This is a genomic window from Corynebacterium sp. HMSC075D04 (genome assembly GCF_001815635.1).
Classification (GTDB): domain Bacteria; phylum Actinomycetota; class Actinomycetes; order Mycobacteriales; family Mycobacteriaceae; genus Corynebacterium; species Corynebacterium coyleae.
Genome location: NZ_KV821366.1, coordinates 34,581 through 54,286 on the forward strand (window position 1 = coordinate 34,581; position 19,706 = coordinate 54,286).

The 19,706-nt window shown below is 63.1% G+C and carries 22 protein-coding genes; 17 read left to right on the plus strand and 5 right to left on the minus strand.

The genetic code is table 11. The features are described 5' to 3' along the window. Positions 1 to 171: 171 nt before the first annotated feature. From HMPREF3048_RS10130 to proB, 5 genes are all read left to right on the plus strand, one after another. Positions 172 to 3,003 (plus strand): translation initiation factor IF-2 N-terminal domain-containing protein, encoded by a 2,832-nt coding sequence (locus HMPREF3048_RS10130; protein ID WP_083316866.1) that lies wholly within the window; start codon positions 172 to 174, stop codon positions 3,001 to 3,003. A gap of 169 nt (positions 3,004 to 3,172) precedes the next feature. Further along, positions 3,173 to 3,478, plus strand: a complete 306-nt coding sequence (gene rplU, locus HMPREF3048_RS10135; RefSeq protein WP_070421308.1) for a 50S ribosomal protein L21 — start codon at positions 3,173 to 3,175, stop codon at positions 3,476 to 3,478. 21 nt (positions 3,479 to 3,499) lie between these two features. After that, positions 3,500 to 3,829, plus strand: a complete 330-nt coding sequence (rpmA, locus tag HMPREF3048_RS10140; RefSeq protein WP_070421309.1) for a 50S ribosomal protein L27 — start codon at positions 3,500 to 3,502, stop codon at positions 3,827 to 3,829. 97 nt (positions 3,830 to 3,926) lie between these two features. After that, on the plus strand, positions 3,927 to 5,432 hold the full coding sequence (gene obgE, locus HMPREF3048_RS10145) for a GTPase ObgE (protein WP_070453657.1): 1,506 nt from the start codon (positions 3,927 to 3,929) through the stop codon (positions 5,430 to 5,432). A 2-nt stretch (positions 5,433 to 5,434) separates the two neighbouring features. After that, positions 5,435 to 6,550: a glutamate 5-kinase gene (gene proB / locus HMPREF3048_RS10150; protein WP_070772068.1), complete on the plus strand. Its 1,116-nt coding sequence runs from the start codon at positions 5,435 to 5,437 to the stop codon at positions 6,548 to 6,550. Positions 6,551 to 6,553: 3 nt separating this feature from the next. Here the strand turns inward: proB and HMPREF3048_RS10155 are convergent, their stop codons facing one another. Next, positions 6,554 to 7,042: a helix-turn-helix domain-containing protein gene (locus HMPREF3048_RS10155; protein WP_070772070.1), complete on the minus strand. Its 489-nt coding sequence runs from the start codon at positions 7,040 to 7,042 to the stop codon at positions 6,554 to 6,556. Positions 7,043 to 7,225: 183 nt separating this feature from the next. Here HMPREF3048_RS10155 and HMPREF3048_RS10160 point away from each other — a divergent pair, with 183 nt between their 5' ends. Continuing rightward, positions 7,226 to 8,146 (plus strand): D-isomer specific 2-hydroxyacid dehydrogenase family protein, encoded by a 921-nt coding sequence (locus tag HMPREF3048_RS10160; RefSeq protein WP_070772072.1) that lies wholly within the window; start codon positions 7,226 to 7,228, stop codon positions 8,144 to 8,146. A gap of 7 nt (positions 8,147 to 8,153) precedes the next feature. Here the strand turns inward: HMPREF3048_RS10160 and HMPREF3048_RS12350 are convergent, their stop codons facing one another. Further along, positions 8,154 to 8,300 carry a hypothetical protein gene (locus HMPREF3048_RS12350; RefSeq protein ID WP_167615734.1) on the minus strand — a complete coding sequence of 49 codons (147 nt, stop codon included), beginning with the start codon at positions 8,298 to 8,300 and terminating at the stop codon, positions 8,154 to 8,156. A 71-nt stretch (positions 8,301 to 8,371) separates the two neighbouring features. Between HMPREF3048_RS12350 and HMPREF3048_RS10165 the strand changes: the two genes are divergently transcribed. From HMPREF3048_RS10165 to HMPREF3048_RS10215, 11 genes are all read left to right on the plus strand, one after another. Next, complete coding sequence (locus HMPREF3048_RS10165; protein ID WP_070772073.1) at positions 8,372 to 9,658, plus strand: glutamate-5-semialdehyde dehydrogenase; 1,287 nt, start codon at positions 8,372 to 8,374, stop codon at positions 9,656 to 9,658. 9 nt (positions 9,659 to 9,667) lie between these two features. Further along, a complete protein-coding gene (locus HMPREF3048_RS10170) occupies positions 9,668 to 10,606 on the plus strand; it encodes a cutinase family protein (protein WP_083279295.1) in 939 nt (312 codons plus the stop codon). Next, positions 10,606 to 10,980 carry a hypothetical protein gene (locus HMPREF3048_RS10175; protein ID WP_070421315.1) on the plus strand — a complete coding sequence of 125 codons (375 nt, stop codon included), beginning with the start codon at positions 10,606 to 10,608 and terminating at the stop codon, positions 10,978 to 10,980. The genes HMPREF3048_RS10170 and HMPREF3048_RS10175 overlap by 1 nt, the downstream gene beginning before the upstream one ends. Before the next feature lie 7 nt (positions 10,981 to 10,987). Next, a complete protein-coding gene (gene nadD, locus HMPREF3048_RS10180) occupies positions 10,988 to 11,611 on the plus strand; it encodes a nicotinate-nucleotide adenylyltransferase (protein ID WP_070772075.1) in 624 nt (207 codons plus the stop codon). A gap of 86 nt (positions 11,612 to 11,697) precedes the next feature. Continuing rightward, positions 11,698 to 12,171 carry a ribosome silencing factor gene (rsfS, locus tag HMPREF3048_RS10185; protein WP_070421317.1) on the plus strand — a complete coding sequence of 158 codons (474 nt, stop codon included), beginning with the start codon at positions 11,698 to 11,700 and terminating at the stop codon, positions 12,169 to 12,171. A gap of 5 nt (positions 12,172 to 12,176) precedes the next feature. After that, positions 12,177 to 12,809 (plus strand): histidine phosphatase family protein, encoded by a 633-nt coding sequence (locus HMPREF3048_RS10190; protein ID WP_070772078.1) that lies wholly within the window; start codon positions 12,177 to 12,179, stop codon positions 12,807 to 12,809. After that, entirely contained in the window at positions 12,809 to 13,606 is a 798-nt protein-coding gene (locus HMPREF3048_RS10195) for a DegV family protein (protein ID WP_070772080.1), read from the plus strand. Before HMPREF3048_RS10190 ends, HMPREF3048_RS10195 begins: the two co-directional genes overlap by 1 nt. A 91-nt stretch (positions 13,607 to 13,697) precedes the next feature. Further along, the gene (locus HMPREF3048_RS10200) at positions 13,698 to 14,357 is read left to right on the plus strand and encodes a ComEA family DNA-binding protein (protein ID WP_070484890.1); all 660 of its coding nucleotides are present in this window, start codon (positions 13,698 to 13,700) and stop codon (positions 14,355 to 14,357) included. Positions 14,358 to 14,374: 17 nt separating this feature from the next. Continuing rightward, positions 14,375 to 16,012: a ComEC/Rec2 family competence protein gene (locus HMPREF3048_RS10205; protein WP_070772081.1), complete on the plus strand. Its 1,638-nt coding sequence runs from the start codon at positions 14,375 to 14,377 to the stop codon at positions 16,010 to 16,012. Position 16,013: 1 nt separating this feature from the next. After that, positions 16,014 to 16,949 (plus strand): DNA polymerase III subunit delta, encoded by a 936-nt coding sequence (gene holA / locus HMPREF3048_RS10210; protein ID WP_070614020.1) that lies wholly within the window; start codon positions 16,014 to 16,016, stop codon positions 16,947 to 16,949. Next, positions 16,946 to 17,590 carry a LysE family translocator gene (locus tag HMPREF3048_RS10215; RefSeq protein ID WP_070421323.1) on the plus strand — a complete coding sequence of 215 codons (645 nt, stop codon included), beginning with the start codon at positions 16,946 to 16,948 and terminating at the stop codon, positions 17,588 to 17,590. Before holA ends, HMPREF3048_RS10215 begins: the two co-directional genes overlap by 4 nt. A 23-nt stretch (positions 17,591 to 17,613) precedes the next feature. On the opposite strand, the gene HMPREF3048_RS10220 is transcribed toward HMPREF3048_RS10215, so the two are convergent. The 3 genes from HMPREF3048_RS10220 to HMPREF3048_RS10230 form a co-directional block, all read right to left on the minus strand. Next, positions 17,614 to 18,639: a CE1 family esterase gene (locus HMPREF3048_RS10220; protein WP_141758907.1), complete on the minus strand. Its 1,026-nt coding sequence runs from the start codon at positions 18,637 to 18,639 to the stop codon at positions 17,614 to 17,616. Positions 18,640 to 18,735: 96 nt separating this feature from the next. Then, positions 18,736 to 18,999 carry a 30S ribosomal protein S20 gene (gene rpsT / locus HMPREF3048_RS10225; protein WP_070421324.1) on the minus strand — a complete coding sequence of 88 codons (264 nt, stop codon included), beginning with the start codon at positions 18,997 to 18,999 and terminating at the stop codon, positions 18,736 to 18,738. Between the two features lie 194 nt (positions 19,000 to 19,193). Next, positions 19,194 to 19,688: a type II toxin-antitoxin system PemK/MazF family toxin gene (locus tag HMPREF3048_RS10230; RefSeq protein WP_070421325.1), complete on the minus strand. Its 495-nt coding sequence runs from the start codon at positions 19,686 to 19,688 to the stop codon at positions 19,194 to 19,196. Positions 19,689 to 19,706: the final 18 nt, after the last annotated feature.

Sequence of the window (19,706 nt, forward strand, 5' to 3'; positions counted from 1 at the left end):
TGTGGCACGAAAGTTGTGCAAGAATGAGTCTCAGGCGACGAGCAAGGATGACTCGGAGCTGAGAAACTTTTGCATACCCGTGGCACACGATGTTCCGCGCGGCTGCTCGGTAGTCTTGCCGGCGCCCGGACATGACGGTTGGCCACGGCAGGAACACTGGAGCGTGCCGCTTTGGCTAAAAATAAATCAAACCGTTTCGCCGATTTTGACCGCTCGGCGCTGTCGGAAAAGACCAGGGTGTTCAACCTGGCGAAAATGCTTGATGTCCCATCGAAGGACTTGGTTGTCGCACTCGCAGACTTAGGTCTGGTGAAGGTTGCGCAGTCCACGCTGACCAAGGCGGAAGCAGACATGCTTCTCGACGCCTTGGCGGCAGGTGCCAGCACCACATCCGACCCTGAGCGCGATAAAGAGGCGGATGAGAAGATCCGTAACCGCGTGCGCAAGGACGTGGAAAACGAGATCCACCAGATCGAAGAAAAGGTCGAGGCGGAACTGCAGACGGCTGAAGAACCGGCCGAGGAGCCTGCCGAAGAACCAGCGGAGGAACCGGCCGAGGAACCGCTCACCGATATCGAGCCCGAGATCACCCCGGCGCCGCAGGAGGATCCGGAAGAGGATCGCATCCCCGCGACCCACGCGCCGCTGTTTAAGGCACCGACGCGTTCGGAACGCCGCCGCGCCACCCGCAAGGCGAAGCCGGCCGAGGACACCGCCTCACAGAAGCAGCAGGTAGACGAGCCACTCGAAGATGGCCAGGTAGAGGATTCGGGTGAGGGTGTCGTCGATACGCACAGCGAGATCGACGAGCCTGTGGCGATCAAGGGGTCGTCTCGTCTGGAGGCGCAGCGCCGTCGTCGCTCGGAGCGCCGCGAGGAACACCGCAAGCGCTCCCGCATTGTGAGCCAGGCGGAGTTCTTGGCGCGCCGCGAATCGGTCGAGCGCCACATGGTCGTGCGTGAACGGGAGCGCCACGACGGGCAGGGGCGGATCACGCAGGTTGGTGTGCTTGAAGACGGCATGCTCGTCGAGCACTTTGTTACCTCCGATGCGCAGGCCTCGATGATTGGCAGCATCTACCTGGGGCGTGTGCAAAACGTGCTGCCGAGTATGGAAGCTGCCTTCATCGACATCGGGCAGGGCCGCAACGGTGTGCTCTACGCCAGCGAGGTGGATTGGAAGTCTGCCGGCCTCGGTGGGCGTTCGCGCCGCATCGAGCAAGCGCTGAAGTCCGGCGACCAAGTACTGGTGCAGGTAACCAAGGACCCGATCGGGCACAAAGGTGCGCGGTTGAGCACCCAGATCTCGCTGGCAGGCCGCTACCTGGTCTACGTCCCGGGCGGGCGCAGCGCTGGTATTTCCCGCAAGCTGCCCACCCCGGAGCGCAAGCGTCTCAAGCAGATCCTTGCGGACGTGGTGCCGGGCAAGGGCGGTGCCATCATCCGCACCGCCGCAGAGGGCGTCAGCGAGGAAGCGATTGCTGCGGACGTGAACCGTCTGCACAACCAGTGGACCTCGATCCAAAAACGTGCCGAGGAGGAGAAAAACTCCAAGGGTGCCAAGCCGGTGACCCTCTACGAAGAGCCGAACCTGCTGGTCAAGGTTGTGCGCGACCTGTTCAACGAGGACTTCACCTCCCTGATTGTGGATGGCCGGAAGCCCTGGAACACCGTGCACGCGTACGTGCAGTCGGTTGCGCCGGATCTGCTGGATCGGTTGGAGAAGTTCGACCGGGGTGCCCACGAGGGCAAGGACGCGTTCGAGGAATACCGTGTCGACGAACAGATCTCCAAGGCACTGTCGCGCACCGTGTGGCTGCCGTCGGGCGGCACGTTGGTCATTGACCGCACTGAGGCGATGACGGTGATCGACGTCAACACCGGCAAGTTCACCGGCTCTGGTGGCTCGCTGGAGGAGACGGTCACCTCGAACAACCTCGAGGCGGCTGAGGAGATCGTGCGTCAGATTCGTCTGCGTGACATTGGCGGCATGATCATCATCGACTTCATCGACATGATCCTGCCGGAAAACCAGGACCTCGTGCTGCGCCGTCTCAACGAGGCGCTGGGCCGCGACCGCACCCGCCACCAGGTCTCTGAGGTGACCTCGCTGGGCCTGGTGCAGTTGACTCGCAAACGCCTGGGCACCGGCCTGCTGGAGACGTTCTCCAAGCCGTGCGAGTGCTGTGATGGCCGCGGTGTTGTGCTCACCGAGGACCCCGTCGAGGCCGAGGAGAGGAAGCCCGACCGCCCTGCTCGCAAGTCGCGCGAGTCGAAGCAGCCTCAGCGCAAGCCGCAGCAGAAGCAGCCGCTTGACGACGACCACATGGACGAACTGCTCGACTCCATCTTCTCCTCTGACAAATCTGTAAACGGCTCCGCTGAGGAGCCGACTGAAGAGTCGGCTGGCGAAGAGAAGCCGCGCCAGACCCGCCGTCGTGGCCGCCGTGGCGGCAGCCGTGGCCGCGGCCGCTCCGACGCCCCGCAGCGTGGTGAGCAGCGCACTGAGCAGCGTGATGGGCAGCGTGACAGCGACACCACCCCGGAGCGCGGCGAGCGGTCCGACAAGCCGGCGCAGCCAGAGAAGCCGACCCAGACGTACGAGGAAGCGGTTGAGGAGTTCGAGGCCTCGCCGCGCCGCAAGCGTCGCACGCGCGGCAACTCCCGATCCGATCACAGGCCGCGCCGGGAAGACTTCGAGCAGGAGTCGCAAGCGCAGCAGGAACAGCAGGTACAGCAGGAAGAAAAGACCCCGAAGCGCAGTGCGTCTCGTAAATCGAGGAGCGCAGAAGCAGGGGCAACCGTGCAGGTGACGACGAAGACGAACCGTCGTGGTCGCCGTCGTGTTGTCCGCAAGTCGGCAACCTCTGCGCCGGTGCGTCAGCACGTCGCAGCGGATCCGGAGGACAAGCCGGTGAAGAAGGAGACTCGTCGACAAGCGCCTGCTGCACGACGCGGCCGCCGCCGTGCTACCCGACGTGGTGGCGGGCGCGGTTTGGAGTAACGCGTAGGGGCGGTGTAGTCTTTGGCAGTCGCTGTTTTGGGGCGTGCCGCCTCGTTGCCTTTGCATGCGGGCACGGCTGGCCACGTTAGGCCCTAAAACGCTTAAGTTGTTCCATTCCGACCTCGTTGCATGCCGAGGTTGGGCGAGTAGAGATAAGGGGTAACCCTCTATGTACGCGATCGTCAAGACCGGCGGCAAGCAGTACAAGGTTGCCGAAGGCGACCTCGTCAAGGTCGAGAAGCTTGAGGGTGAAGCAGGCGACAAGGTCGAACTCACCCCGGTCCTTCTCGTTGATGGCGCAAACGTCACCTCCGGTGCCGACGCTCTGTCCAAGGCAAAGGTCTCCGCGGAGATCGTTGAGCAGGGCAAGGGCAAGAAGGTCAAGATTCTGAAGTACAAGAACAAGACCGGCTACAAGGTCCGTCAGGGTCACCGCCAGCCGCTGACCACCGTCAAGATCACTGGCATCAAGTAACCAACTAGGAGAGATTGAACTATGGCAACCAAGAAGGGTGCATCCAGCTCCTCGAACGGTCGTGACTCTGAGTCGAAGCGCCTCGGCGTGAAGCGCTTCGGTGGCCAGCAGGTCAAGGCCGGCGAGATCATCGTCCGCCAGCGCGGCACCAAGTTCCACCCGGGCGACAACGTCGGCCGTGGTGGCGACGACACGCTGTTCGCACTGGCCTCCGGCTCCGTGCAGTTCGGCATCAAGCGCAAGCGTCGCATCGTCAACATCATCCCGGCTGACGGCCAGGGTGTTGCTTCCGAGGTCCTCGAGCAGGCTGAGGCAGCAGGCGTTGTTGAGGAAAACACCGCAACCGCGTAAGCGCGTGTAACGCTTCGGCGCCGCAGGTCCCGTGCATTCGGGCTTGCGGCGCTTTTTGCATATCATCGTCCGTGTTACAGAAAGGCGGAAAACAACCATGGCTCAATTCGTTGACCGTGCCACCCTGCACCTCCAAGCCGGCGATGGTGGCCACGGCTGTGTGTCCGTCCACCGCGAAAAGTTCAAACCCCTCGGCGGACCGGACGGTGGCAACGGCGGCCACGGCGGTGACATCATCTTGGAAGTCTCCACGCAGGTGCACACCCTGCTGGACTTTCAATACCGCCCACACGTGAAGGCGAAGCGTGGTGGCAACGGCGCGGGTGATTGGCGCAACGGTGCACGCGGCGAGGATCTCGTGCTCGAGGTGCCGGTCGGCACCGTTGTGCGCAGCGAAGAGGGCGAGGTGCTCGCAGACCTCACCGTGCCTGGAACCCGCTTCATCGCCGCAGAAGGCGGTTTCGGTGGGCTGGGCAATGCTGCGCTGGCTACCGCCAAGCGCAAGGCACCGGGCTTCGCGCTCAAGGGTGAACCGGGCCAAGCGCTGGACCTGATCCTGGAACTGAAGTCCATGGCTGATGTGGGCCTGGTGGGTTTCCCGTCGGCGGGGAAGTCGTCGTTAATTGCAGTGCTCTCCGCGGCAAAGCCGAAAATTGCGGACTACCCCTTTACCACGCTCGCGCCGAACCTGGGTGTGGTCAACGTTGGCCATGATACGTTCACCATCGCCGATGTGCCCGGGCTGATTCCGGGGGCAAGCCAGGGCAAGGGGCTTGGTCTGGACTTCCTGCGTCACATCGAGCGCACCGCCGTGCTGGCCCACATCGTGGATGTGGCCACGATGGAGCCGGGGCGCGACCCGATCTCTGACATCGAGGCGCTGGAGCACGAATTGGATACCTACGCCGAGGCGTTGGATATGGACACCGGCCTGGGCGATCTGCGCGAGCGTCCCCGCATTGTGGTGCTGAACAAGATGGACGTGCCGGAGGCTAAGGAGCTCGCGGAGTTCCTCAAGGACGACATCGAGGAGAAGTTCGGCTGGCCGATCTACATGATTTCCACCGCGACCCGCGAGGGTCTTGATGAGCTGAAGTGGGCGATGTGGGAGATTGTGAAGAAGGCGCGCAAGGCACGCCCGAAGCCGGAGCGCACCGCTGAGGCTGAGGTGATCCGTCCGCGCGCGGTGGGTCGTTCCAACCGTGGCGGCATCGAGGTCACCCGCGACCCGATGTACCCGGAGGGTTGGCTGGTTACCGGTGAGAAGGCGGAGCGTTGGATCCGCCAGACCGACTTTGAAAACGACGAGGCCATCGGCTACCTCTCTGACCGTCTGAACAAAGCTGGCGTGGAGGAAATGCTGCGCAAGCTCGGCGCGGAAGAGGGCGATACGGTCACGATTGGTGAGATCTCCTTCGACTGGGAGCCATCGATCGGTGGCGACCCGACCCTTGCCGGCCGTGGCCAGGACGCGCGTCTTGGTGGCACCGACCGTGTGTCCTCGGCAGAGCGCAAGCGTGCATCGCAGGCTCGTCGTGGCCTGATCGACGAGTACGACTACGGCACCGGCGAAGAGGCCGATCGCGAGCGCTGGCAGGGATAGGGATGTCGGATCTTCGCAGCCAGATCGCGTCCGCACGTCGCATTGTGGTGAAGCTGGGCACCAGTTCACTTGTCGACGACACCGGGCAGGTATCCCCAGCAAAAATCGACCGCATCGTCGACGCCATCGAAGGACGCATCGCCCGCGGTACCGACGTGGTTGTCGTGTCCTCCGGTGCGATCGCCGCCGGCATGGTCCCGCTCGGGTTGAAGACGCGCCCGCGTGATTTGGCGACGAAGCAGGCCGCAGCCTCGGTCGGCCAGATTCACCTGGCTCAGGTGTGGGGCGCCTCGTTTGCGCGCTACGACCGGACGACTGGCCAGGTGTTGCTGACCCAGTCCGATGCCGGTTCGCGTGAGCGCGCCCGCAACGCGCAGCGCACACTCGAGCGGCTGCGTCAGATGGGTGCGGTGCCGATCGTCAACGAAAACGACACGGTTGCCACCTCTGAGATGCGGTTTGGTGATAATGACCGATTGTCGGCGATCGTCGCTACGCTGATCGCCGCGGACGCGCTGGTGTTGCTCTCCGACGTGGATGCGCTCTATGACCGCAACCCGGCTGAGCCTGGGGCAGTGCGTATCGACGAAGTCCGAACCGGCAAGGACCTCGAAGCCGTCCAAGCCGGCGACGGCGGCGTTTTCGGCACTGGCGGCATGGCTGCGAAGGTGTCGGCGGCTCGCCTGGCGGCGCGCGGCGGCGTGCCGGTGCTGCTCACTGCAACGGAGAACATCGACGCCGCACTCGACCACGCCCAGGTGGGTACCGTGTTCCACACACGACCAGGCCGGAAACTGTCGGCATGGAAGTTCTGGGCGCTCTACGCGGCAGACGCGGAAGGTGTGCTGCGCCTGGACAACGGTGCGGTTGAAGCCGTAACACGTGGCGGCACGAGCCTGCTCGCGGTGGGGATCACCGGGATTGAAGGCGAGTTCCACGCTGGCGACATCGTGGAGATCCTCGGGCCGGATTCAGAAGCTATCGGCCGCGGGGAAGTGGCGTACGACGCCGCCGAACTTGCCGGGATGCTGGGTCGCCACTCCGACGAGTTGCCCGAACAGCAGCGTCGCCCAGTCGTCCACGCGGACTACCTGAGCAACTACGCGTCGCGGTTGTAGGGGTTAGATAATCGGCTCGTCAGGCATCCGCCAGATCTTGTCGCCCAGCGGGGTGACGCGGGTTCCGGGTTTGATCTTCATTACGAAATTCTCGTCTTCTGCAGTGCGCGGCAGGTAGGCGAAACCTGGCAGGCTGGTCAGGCCAATGACAGGTGGATATGACGGATCGTAATCGACGACCACATCGAATTGACGAAGACGTTTTAAGAGTCCGTTGGCACGTTCACGAGACTCTTCAGTCAGCTTTCCGGGCGCGACCATATTGTGGCCAATGAGTCGGAAAGCAATAAAGGTTGAATTCCTTGCGAAAGCGGGGTCGACGTCCCAAGGCAAGTTCTCTTGAACGATTGTGGTCGGAGGATTGTAGCCACCTTGTTTCGCAAGGTGGTGGATGTATTGACGGGAAACGCCGTACTCGCGGGCAATATCTACTTGGCGGTGTCCCTGGTCCATCAAGTAGATCACGAGAGCGGGGGAGAGCGGAGATGTCATTGGCAAGCCTTCTAGCGCGGGCGGGGGCATGAAAAACCGTACAGGATTTTGAAAGTTTAGTTGACTGCTTTCTGATGGAAATGTCAGGGGAGTTTGTTGTCTTCCAGCTACCTACAATTTTCACTGCACATGTGCTGCTTCCATTGGTGCTCTCCGCGGAGATTTTCCGTACTCTGGGCAGGCATGAAGTTCACGTATTTGCCCAAGCCCAAAGACGAGCCCATCGCCGCGCTGGAGGCGCAGGGGCACCAGTACGTTGCCCTCGAGGACAACCCGGACTTGGTACTGTTCGGCGGCGGTCCGAAGGATTTCCCAGATGAGCTGCCCGACAGCGTGAAGGTCGTGCAGATCCAGTACGCCGGCATCGAGGGTTTGCTGGAGGCTGGCATCCTGGCTGAACATGCGGCCAATGGCGTGCGCTTTGCTAATGCGGGTGGGCTTTACGACGACACCGTGGCCGAATCCACCCTCGCCCTCCTGCTGGCTGTCGAGCACCGCATGAAGGCTGTGGACCGCGAGTGGAACAACACACAGCTGTTCAAAGAGAAGGAGTACCTCTTCGATAACAAGAAGCTCGCCCTGATTGGTGCTGGTGGGATCGGTAAGACCTTGATTCGGTTCCTGGAGCCGTTCGGAATGGAGATCACCGCCGTGAACCGCTCGGGCAACCCGGTGGACGGCGCGGACCGGACCGTCGCTATGAAGGACGCTGACGGGGTCTGGGCTGATCACGATTACTTTGTCCTGCTTACCCCGTTGACGGAGGAGACCCGCCACATGGTGAATGCGCAGAGGATTGAGCAGATGAAGGACACGGCGGTCGTCGTCAATGTTGGGCGCGGTCCGCTGATTGATACGGACGCGCTCACCGACGCATTGGTCAACGGCAAGCTCCGCGGTGCGGGCCTTGACGTGACGGAGCCGGAGCCGCTGCCGGCGGACCACAAGCTGTGGGACCTGGACAACTGTGTGATCACGCCGCACACCGCGAATATCCCGCGGTACATGGAACGCCGCATCGGGGCGCTGGCGTTGAAGAACTGGGACCTCTTCGAAGCGGGGGAGAAGATGTCGACCGAGGTTGACGTCGAGGCGGGGTACTAGATCACCACTACGTCAGTGCAGCAGAGTCCCGCTCTGCGCGCACCGCGTCTGCGACGGATTCTTGCCCGGTGTCCACCCGGGGAAGTTTGGTAAGTCGCGCTAAGGCTTCTGATCGTTTTACGTTTTCAGGCTCGGGCGTGTGCTTGTCGGACATGAAAAAAATGGTGCGCCAGCCCACTGTCGGTGTCAAGACCTTGGCAGTTGCATTAACGCTACGATTGCCGCATGACTGCCCAACAGACTGATCAGCAACGCCAAGCCGGACGCGACGAGGTACTGCAGAAAGCACAGCGTGCCAAGGATGTTGCCCCGACGATTGCGGCGCTGCCGACACCGGCGAAGGATGCGGTGCTGTTGGCGGCAGCGGAGGCACTGGCCGAGCGCGCAGGTGAAATCCTTCAAGCCAACGCGCGCGACATCGAAGAGGGTCGCGCGAACGGGCTGGCGGAGTCGGTGTTGGACCGGCTGGCGCTCGACGAGGAACGCATCGACGGCATCGCCGGGGGGCTGCGCCAGGTTGCGGGCCTGCAGGATCCGGTGGGCGAGGTGCTTACCGGACGTACGCTGCCCAACGGGATTCAGATGAAGAAGGTGCGCGTCCCGCTCGGCGTGATGGGCATGGTTTACGAGGCACGCCCGAACGTCACCGTCGATGCGTTCGGTCTGGCGCTGAAGTCGGGCAACGTGGCCCTGCTTCGTGGCTCCAAGACGGCACGCCACTCCAACGAGGCGCTCGTCGCAGTGCTGCAGGACGTCCTCGCAGGCAACGACCTGCCGCGTGAGGCGGTGCAGCTCCTGCCGTGCGAGAGCCACGATTCTGTCCAGGATCTCATCACCGCCCGCGGGCTGGTGGACGTGGTCATCCCGCGCGGCAGCGCACGTTTGATCAACGCGGTGGTGACCGGCGCGATCGTGCCCACCATCGAGACCGGCACTGGCAACTGTCACTTCTACATCGACGCGTCCGCAGATCTGGACAAGGCGATCGCGATGCTGCTCAACGGCAAGACGCGCCGGGTCAGCGTGTGCAACTCGACAGAGACGGTGCTTATCGACGCCCACCTGTCCGAGACCGACAAACACACCATCATCGCGACGCTGCAGGAGGCTGGTGTGGTGGTGCATGGTGACGTCGATAAGCATGCTGCGTTCGGTGCCACCGTAGAACCCGCAACGGAGGAGGACTTCGCCGAGGAATACCTCAGCATGGACATCGCAAGCGCCATCGTTGACGGCGTCGATGGTGCGACCACGCACATCGCGCGTTACTCCAGCGGCCACACGGATGCGATCGCAGCCCAAGACGCAGATGCTTTGCGACGATTTGCTGCCGCCGTCGACTCCGCCGCCGTCGTCCTCAACGCCTCGACCGCATTCACGGATGGGGAGCAATACGGCATGGGTGCAGAGATCGGCATCTCTACACAGAAGCTTCACGCACGCGGACCCATGGCGTTACCGGAGCTGACCACCACGAAGTGGATTCTGGAAGGTAATGGCCAGGTGCGCTAGTCTATCGGCGTGCTAAAATCCCGGACCTCCATTCGCGCCAAGTTTGCGCTGTTTGCCACGGCTATTGCGACGGCTGTGACCGCAACGTTGAGCCCCGTCGCACCGACCCCCGAAGCAGACGCGCAGACGCGCTGTCCGGCGGTCGCCGTCATCGCTGCCCGCGGCTCGGGCCAGAACACGCAGATTTACCGCACGAAGTATTCGTGGGCTGCGCCGTGGACCTCCAACGGTTGGGAGGGTGAGACGATTCGTGCGTTCCTGCAGCATGCGGAGCGTCGCTACGCAGCCACCCACGGCGGTAACTCGCTGATGAAGGACGTCGAGGTCATCGGCCTGGAGCCGCGCTACTACCCGGCGACGTTCCCCGAATACGACGTACCGTCGGTTGCCGTACCAAGCACCATCCTGCAGGCACTGGCTCTTGCGCTGCAGTACGCCAACCCGGTGTGGATGATGGCAAGGCGAGTAGCCACAGAGTTCGTGGATTCGGTCCAGATCGGACGCACCGGTGTGATGCAGATGGTCAATGACTACGAGCATCGCAGTGGTTGCCGCCCGAAGTACATCCTGTCCGGCTACTCGCAAGGCGCGATGATTCTGCTTGAGCACGAGCGCGAACTGGCACGCCGTGGCCAGTTGGCGGGTGTGGTCTACTTTGGCAACCCGAACACGGCGGCGGGGGATTGGTCCACCGTCGGCGTGCCAGCAGGTGGTGCCGGAGGCATGCTTGGCTTCTTGCCGTTTAACACCAAGACCGCAGGGGCGACCCCGAACCGCGTGAACTACTGCTTGCCGCAGGACTCCGTGTGTGACCTGTCCATTCAGACGCTGCAGGCATCCCAGCCAACTGGTGGCAACCACGCGCGTTACTTCCGTTGGCCATCGCGCTGGGACAACCAAGTCTCGGATGCTTTCGGCCGATTTGTTGATCAGGTACGCTACCGCTAATGAACCGCATCATTTCCGCTACTGTCGCTGCCGCGTTGTTGGCTGGCGCGACGCCTACTGTTGCCTCGGCCGCAGAGTTTGTGCGCAAGACCGAGGAAACGAAAACCGTCAAGGAGACGTGCCAGTGGAAAGTTGATGAGGAGGGCGGCAACCCCGTCCCGGTGACCAACAGCAAGGGCGAGCAGATCTGTGTCACGGAGACCGTGTCCCAGCCGGGCAGCTCCAACAAGGCAAAGTGGGCTGACGAGTCGAATCGTCCGGTGATTATCGGCACGGTGCTGGGTATTCTCGGCGCGCTGGTCGCAGGCGTCATCGGCATGTCTTTGCTGTTTATTGAGTCGATTAACATCCAGCCACTGCCAGGACTGAGGTAAACACCCAATGGCTGAGCACTACGCGGCATCGCTGGACAACGCCCGGCGCATCGGGGTGATGGGTGGCACGTTCGACCCGATCCACCACGGCCACCTCGTTGCCGCGAGTGAGGTGGCGGATCGCTTCAACCTCGACGAGGTCATCTTCGTACCCACCGGCCAGCCGTGGCAGAAGGCCGACCGGCACATCAGTCCGGCGGAAGACCGCTATCTGATGACCGTGGTGGCCACCGCGTCCAACCCGCGCTTCTCCGTTTCAAGGGTGGATATCGACCGCGGGGGACCCACCTACACGATTGACACCCTGCGGGACCTACGAAAACAATTCCCGGACGAGGCCCTGTTCTTTATCACGGGCGCGGACGCGTTGGCGTCGATCATGTCCTGGCACGACTGGGAAGAAATGTTTGAACTCGCCGAATTCGTCGGCGTGACGCGCCCCGGCTACGAGTTGCGCGAAGACATGCTGCCTGCGGATATCCAGGAACGCGTGCACCTCGTGGAGATTCCCGCCATGGCGATTTCTTCGACCGATTGCCGCGAGCGCGCCTCCAACGGGCGCCCGGTTTGGTACCTGGTGCCGGAGGGTGTGGTGCAGTACATCGCGAAGAATTCGCTCTACGCACCCTAGGCGCGACCCCTGAACTGGAAATGTTGCGGTCATACGTGGGACAATGGCCCAGTTGATTTGTCCATGACCTGAATAAGGATTGCCACTTGACTGCCCCGCAGATCTCCATTGACCGCGCCAAGGTAGCCGCGAAGGCCGCCGACGAGAAGCTCGGCACCAATATCGCTGTTATCGACGTGTCTAACGTCATGGCGATCACCGACGTGTTCGTCATCGTCTCTGCAGATAACGAACGCCAGGTTGCCGCCATTGTTGAAGAGGTCGAAGGCGACCTGACCGACCTGGGTGTTGAACCGAAGCGCCGTGAGGGCAACCGCGAAAACCGCTGGGTGTTGCTTGACTACGGCAACTTCGTGGTCCATATCCAGCGCGAAGCCGAGCGCGAGTTCTACGGCCTGGACCGCCTGTACGCAGACTGCCCGGCCATTGAGGTCGAGGGGCTCGAACCGTACGAGCGTCCCGCAGCGTTTGGCGACGAAGCCGACCTGCGCAAAGCCCAGACCATCGAGGACCTTCCCCTGGCAGGTGAGGGACCCGAAGCCGCGGACGACGAGTACTAAGACCCATGCAGCGCCGACTGATTTTGCTGCGTCACGGCGAGACGCTCTATAACGCAACCCGCCGCATGCAGGGCCAGCTGGATACTGAACTGTCCGAGCGCGGACGCGCCCAGGCGCACGCTGCGGCAGAGGACCTACGGCACTTGGGTATTAACAAGATCGTGTCCTCCGACCTGATGCGGGCGAAGGTGACGGCTGATGTGGTGGCGGCGGATTTGGGCCTTGAGGTAGTCGTCGATAAGCGTCTGCGCGAGACCCACCTCGGCCAGTGGCAAGGCAAGACGCACGAGGAAGTGGACACCGCGCATGATGGGGCTCGTGCACTGTGGCGCACCGACCCGACCTGGGCGCCGCCGGAGGGCGAAAGCCGCATCGACGTTGCGCAACGTTCCCGCGAAGTGGTCATGGAACTCATGCGGGATCACGACGAGTGGGACAACGCCGCCGTTTTGCTTGTCGCGCACGGTGGCACGATCGCCGCGCTGACCGCCACGCTGCTTGGCCTGCAGGTGTCTCAGTATCCGCTGTTCAAGGGGCTCGGTAACGCGAACACGTCACGGCTGGTGGCAATGCCGTGCATTGACGACGACACCAAGACCCAGTGGTACATCGAAGCCTGGAACCGAGGCCGTAACTAATGGGTGTTCGCGTCGTGGTGGATTCCTCCGCGGGGTTGCCGCAGGAGGTCGTGGAGGAACTCGATATCTGCGTCGTTGACCTGCACCGTGTCGAGGACGCAGAAGGGGAGTCCTCGTCCGGGTTGTCGTCGCTGGAACTTGCCGCCTGTTATGCCCGCCAGCTCGAGCGTGGTGGCGACGACGGTGTGATCGCCCTCCACCTTGCTAAGACGTTCTCGTCCACCTGGTCGGCTGCGGTGGCCGCCTCTGCGGTGTTCCCAGGCACGGTCCGTGTCGTGGAGACGCACTCCGCGGGCATGGCGATCGGCGCCGCAGCGATGGCAGCCGCGACTGTTGCGGCGGAAGGCGGCACGTTAGACGAGTGCGAAGCGATGGCGAAGTCCACCATCGCGCGCTCCGAAACGTGGTTGTACCTGCACCAACTCGACGATTTGCGCAAGTCCGGCCGCCTGCCTGCCGGCACCGCGATGCTCTCGGCTGCGCTGCTGGCAAACAAGCCGATCCTGCACATCAGGGAAGGCAAGCTCGAACTCGCGGGCAAGACTCGCACACAGTCGAAGGCGTTTGCCAAACTCACCGAGTTGGTAGAAGAGCGCGCGTGCGACGAGCCCGTTTTCGCCGCAGTGCAGCACGCGGACGCGCCGGACGCCGCCGAGCAACTCGCGGACCTGCTGCGCGAAACACTTCCGGAAGGCTCACGGGTCATGGTCGAGCCGCTGGTGAAGGTGATCGCGATGCATACCGGCGAAGGGGCAATAGGCCTGTCGGTGGTGTTCTCATCTCGTAATTGTGGATAACTGTTGTTTTCGTCGCCCGTAGATGGCGGGTTATCCACAGATTTTTTCTGACCCCTTGGCGAGTGCGCCGGGGGTTTATAGCGTTTTTGGTGTGAACGCCACTGAACGACTCAAGGAGCTCACCCGGCCCACCGGGGAAGAAGACCTCCTGACGGTGCGCTACCCAGAGCCGCGGGTGCGCATCCCTGTGAAACAAGCTGCGGCCGCCGCCGGTGCAGTGCTGCTCGCCGTCGGCGGATGGGCGGTGACCCGATCCGGCCCCGTGGATGATGAGGGCGTTGCGTGGGAACAGGTCGCCTCTCCCACCGAGGTCACAGGCACCGTGGTGGTCTCTGTTGTTGGTGAGGTGGAAAACCCGGGCCTGATCACGTTGAACCAGGGTGCACGGGTCGCGGATGCGCTGCAGACGGCCCGGCCATTGCCGGATGCGGACTTGATCTCGATCAATCATGCGCAGTTGCTTGTCGACGGCCAACAGATCCACGTCCGCTCCCAACACGCCCCACCGGCCGCTACGGATTCCGGTGGCGGTGCTGGCGCTGCTGGCGCTTCGGCGGGTGGGGTGGTGTCGATCAACTCCGCATCGGTGCAGGAATTGACGACGATTACCGGAGTCGGCCCGTCAACCGCAGCCGCGATCGTGGCGCACCGTGAGGCAAACGGGCCGTTTGCGTCGGTAGATGCGTTGACTGACGTGAAAGGAATTGGACCGGCGAAACTTGCGGCAATGCGCGACCAGGTTGGCTTATAGACGGGGGCGTGGGGTAAGTGGGGGAGATCAGGCTTGTCCCGGCGGCGCTGGTGGTGTGGGCAGCGGCTGCGGTGGCGATCACCCTCGGAGTGGGCATTGCGGTGGTTGTGGTGCTGGTGGCCGTTATCGGTGCTGTGGTGCTGCGCGCCTACGGGCAGGCGGTGTTCATTGCGGGGATGGGTGCGGCCGCCGTCGTGACCACCGGGGTGCGACTGCGCATTGCGCGGGCGTGGGAGCCCGCGGGTCAGTTCGTGGGCCGGGTATCGGGCGCGCCGAAGCAGACGAGCACCGGCGGGTTCATCGTCGGCGTGCAGGTAGACGGCAACCCGACGCTGACGCCCGTGTTTGTCGATGAAGTGCCGGACACTGCCGTGTCCGGCGCCCAGGTGGTTGTGCGCGGCGTGGTGAAGGAATCGGAGATGGCTGGGATCAACCCGATCGCGGTCAACGGGTCAGTTGAGGTGGTCGCCCCACCGCAGGGGTTGGCTGCGTTTGCACAGCACACCCGGGAAACGTTTGCCGGCGTTGTCCAGGCCACCGTGGGGGAGTCCGCCCAAGGGCTGATCCCGGGCATGGTGCTCGGGGACGTCTCGTTGCAAACCAGCCAAGAACAGCAGGATTACATCGACACTGGCCTCTCGCACCTGTCAGCAGTCTCTGGTGCGAACGTGGCAATCGTGACCACGTTCGCAGCGATTGCCGCAGCGGCAGTGGGCTTGGGGCTGCGGGGCCGTATCGTGGCGTCGGCTGCGGCGCTGTTGCTCTACGCCTCGCTGGTCGGACCCGAGCCGAGCGTGCTGCGCGCTTCCGTGTCTGGGTTGGTGGGGTTGACTGCAGTGTTGGCTTCACGCCAGTCCGAGCCGATCCACGCGCTGTGTTTATCGGTGATCGGCCTAGTGCTGGTGGACTCAGACCTGGCGGTGCATTACGGGTTCGCGCTCTCGGTAGCGGCGACCGCGGGCATCGTCGCGCTGTTTCCGCTGTTGTACCGCGTCCTTGCTGCCACGGGCTGGCCCGACATTCTCGTGCGTGCACTTGCCGTTGCGGTTGCCGCCGACGTAGCGACGATGCCGATTGTCGCCATGATGGCCGGCCGGGCTTCTTTAGTCTCTGTGGTGGCAAACGTCATCGTCGCACCGGTGACCGGCCCGGTGACCGTCCTCGGCCTTGCGGCGGTGCTGCTCAGCCTCATCCACGGCGGGTTGGCTACACCTGTGCTGTGGGTGGTGGAACCCATGGCCTATTGGGTGCGTGTGGTTGCAGAAAACGGTGCACGGTTTCCCGGTGCCACGGTAGAGACGGAACCCATCGTCGTCGTGGTTGTCTACGGATGGTTCCTCGCGGGCTTGTTTGCCGGATACCCGAAGACCACTCTGGCGGCGGCGCTTGTGTGCGGGTTTGGTGTGGTCCTGTCGCAGGCGCCGGCGGGCACGCCGGTGGATGTGGGCAGGTTGCGTGCTCATGTCGTCGAAAAGCAAGAAGATGCCCTGCCCATTCCGCCGGGCACGCAGCTTGTTGTCGTGCTTGAAAAGGGCCGCCCCCACCGAAGACCCGTGGTCACTGACCAGGGCATCCCCGTGATCTTTCCCAACCGCGACGGCAACGTTGCCATCTACCCGGATGGCACCCAAGTGCTGCCGCGGCGAGAGTTTTAAGATGGTCGTCATGCTCAACCCCGTGCACCTTGTCTTAGGCGAAGACGAATTCCTCGCCGAGCGTGCCACAAAAAAGATCATTGCCGACGCTGGCGACGGCATCGAAGTGACCACCCTGCGCGCAGGCGACGTCACCGAAGGCGAAATCGCCATGGCAACCAGCCCGTCACTGTTCGCCGAAGACCGCGTCGTACTGGTCAAACACGCAGAACTCGCAGGCAAAGAACCCACCGAGGTACTGCTGAAAGCGTGCGTGGATCCTGCGCCCGGCATCGTGATCATCATCCAGCACACCGGTGGTGGGCGGCAGAAATCGCTGGTGCCCAAGTTCAAAAAACTCGCCGATGTGCACGAGGCCAATCCGCTTAACGACGGCCAACGTCGCACCTGGGTCACCGAAGAGTTCCGCTCCCACGGCGTGCGCCCTACCCCCGATGTGGTTGCCGCACTCTTGGAATCCGTCGGCTCAGACCTGCGCGAACTCGCCTCCGCCGTTAGCCAGCTTGTCGCCGACACCGACGGGGAAATCACCGTCGCCGCAGTGCGCGAATACTACGTTGGCGTCGCGGAGGTCGCAGGCTTTGACATCGCCGACCAAATGGTCGCCGGCCGCGCCGACCGCGCACTCGCATCGACGCGCCGGGCGCTTCAACTGGGCGTCAAACCGGCCACCATCGCCGCAGCGCTCGCCCACAAAGTCGGCGACATCGCGAAACTTTACGGCGTGCGCGGCAACCCCGACCAGATCGCACGCACCGTAGGCATGCACCCGTACGTGGCCAAGAAAACCATGCAGGTGGCGCGCCACTGGTCTGGCCGAGCGGTGTCCGAAGCGGTGATCATCGTGGCTGACCTCGACGCAGAGGTGAAAGGCCAAGGCGGCGACGCCGAGTTCGCCCTGGAAAACGCCGTGCGACGCATCGCGGAGCTTGTATGATCGCGCCGGGAGATCTCGCCGTCATCATCGGCCTCAACGTCATCGGTGCCGCCGCGCCAGGTCCCGACGTGGTGCTGATTACCCGCACAGCGACGCGCTCGCGCCGCCACGGGTGGGCAACCGCCATCGGCATCCAAACTGGCGTGCTCATGTGGTGCGCGCTCACTGTCTTTGGCGCTGCGGCGCTGCTCAACGCGTTCCCAGACGCGCTGACCTACGTCCAACTGGTGGGTGGTGCAGTGCTGATCGCGATGGGTGCGAGCAACGTTCGTGGTGGTCTCGCGGATCGGCACAACCCACCAATGACCCTCGAAGAGGCGGAGCAGCGGCTCGGCACGGTGCGCTCTGCATACATGCGTGGCTTAGCAACGAACCTCGCCAACCCCAAGATCGTCATCGCGCTGTCCGCCATGATCGCCCCACTGCTGCCGCCCAGCCCCAGCCTGAGCACCGCCCTCATCGTGACGTTTGCGCTGTGGCTGAGCTCCTTCGTCCTGTTCGCCGTCTTCGTCCAGGTGATCTCTACCCAGCGGGTGCGGCGCAAGTTCCTGAGCGCCGGCCCCTACATCGACATCGGTGCAGGCGCGTTCTTCGTTATCGTCGGCCTGACCTTGATCGTGCGCGGGGCGCTGGCGCTCTAACCGCCCTGTAAACGGCTCGCCGTTTACAGGTAGGGCAGGAGGAAGCGCACCGTGTGGGCGGTTGCGCTCGGGTCGGTGAACCAGGTGTGGATGCCACCCTCGATGCGCTCCACGCGCGTGGCCGCGTCGCAGCCCTGCGCCTCAAACGTGGTCACGTTGCCGGAGCGCGAACGGGTGGTCGTGCCCAAGCACTTGTTCTTCGAGGCCATGGTGCGCATGACGCTATCCACCGACTCGTAGAACGCACCGTGCCGGATACCGCCGTTGTATCCCACAACGTTGTCGTTGGTGCCGTGCATGATCAGCGTGGGCACCGATCCGGAGGTACAGCCGGTCACGGTCGGGTTGTAAAACGCACCAGCGACGGAGGCGACCGCCTTGACGGTGTCGGGGGCGTGGCAGGCAAGTGCGGCCGCAAACCCGCCGCCGTTGGACAGGCCGGCTGCGACGACACGGTTCGGGTCGGCGCCGTACTGGGTCGCGGCTTCGTCGATAATGGCGCGCGTGTAGGCGATGTCCTCATTCAGCGACGTGCGGGCATACGGCGCGCCAGCCCACGCGTTGTCAACACCCTGCGCGTAGATCACAATCGTGTTGTCGATTGCGGTCTCGAACTTCTGGTAGTCACGCGTCTGGCTCGCGGTGTGCTGCCAGCCACCAAAACCAAGAATCACCGGGTAGGCGACGCCCTCGGAGTAGTTCGACGGCAGGACCACATCGTAGGAGCGCGAGGTGCCATCCACCACGATGCGGCGCGTGTGCTTGCCCGGAGCCTTGTCGCCCACGGCGCCATTGCGTATCGACGACCCCGCTTCCGCCATCGGCACCGCTACCAAAATACCGGCGATGATCAACGTCAACACGCCAAGCGCCTGCTTGACCTGCGGGTTATTCATCGGAAGGAGTTTCGACAATGCCGAAACGAGCTCAGCTGCATCCACGGATGCCGAAACGGACGGGTCTGCAGCCTTCGCCTCTGGAGCGATTGCAGGGGATGCCATCAGGCTAAACGTCAGCGCGGCCGCAACCGCACGCTTTTTAATTTTCACGGAAGTTCCTCTTTTGTCGGGCCGCACGCGGCGTTAGAAACAAGTAAATCCCGCCCCGAATAAACCTGGGCGGGATCAACCTGTGAACAACGGCAATTAGTCCATCTTGTTCAGGGCGCGAGCCATGTTGGACTTCTTGTTCGCCGCAGAGTTGCGGTGGAAGACGCCCTTGGTCACAGCCTTATCCAGCTTGCGGGAAGCAACGCGCAGCTGTGCCTCAGCGGCAGCCTTGTCGCCGGACTCCACAGCCTCACGGAACTTACGGATCTCCGTGCGGGTAGCGGAACGGAAGGACTTGTTGCGCTGACGACGCTTCTCGTTGGTGAGAACGCGCTTCTTCTGCTGCTTGATGTTTGCCATCGTGAAATACCTCTTGGTTTCTCAATCGAACATGTACATGTCGCGGCATCTGGCAGGGCATTGCGTGCAGTGCTTTGGGTATCAAACGCGAACCCAAGGTCCTGTCCGCGTAGCACCGCACACCCTATTGAGCGCCGGATGCGAACAACCCCGAAAGAATAACAGTGTGAACTGCACAAACCAAACTGTTGGAGTTACGACCAGTTGAAGCGTTCGCGCAGCGTGTTGGCCACCCGCTGGAAGCGGCGTGGCGGGACGGTGGTGCCGCGACGTTCCACATCTGATTCCGGCACGACCAGAGTCTTATCCAAACGCACCCAGCATGGCTGGCCGGAGGATTCCCAATCGCCCGGCCCGATTTCAAACCACCGCTCATCGTTTTCGTGTTCCCGCTCGGGGGAGATCAGCAACCCCAGCACGTCGTGGCGCTCGCGGCCCACGATCAGGATCGAGCGCTGCCGCGGCGGATGTGAAGGGACGGTGACCCAGACAACCTCGCCTGGTTCGGCGGTGCCGTCCATGTCCGGGGCGTAGTAGATGCTGCGACACACGGAGTCGGTGGGGCGCACCGAGACTTGCGGGGCACGACCACGGCGTTGCTGGATCTGGGATGTCAGTCGATCACCAAACAGCGTAAAACCGTGGTCGAGGACGGGTTTCCTCTTTCGCTTAAAGCGCTCAAACGCCACGGTTTCACCTCCGGTTTA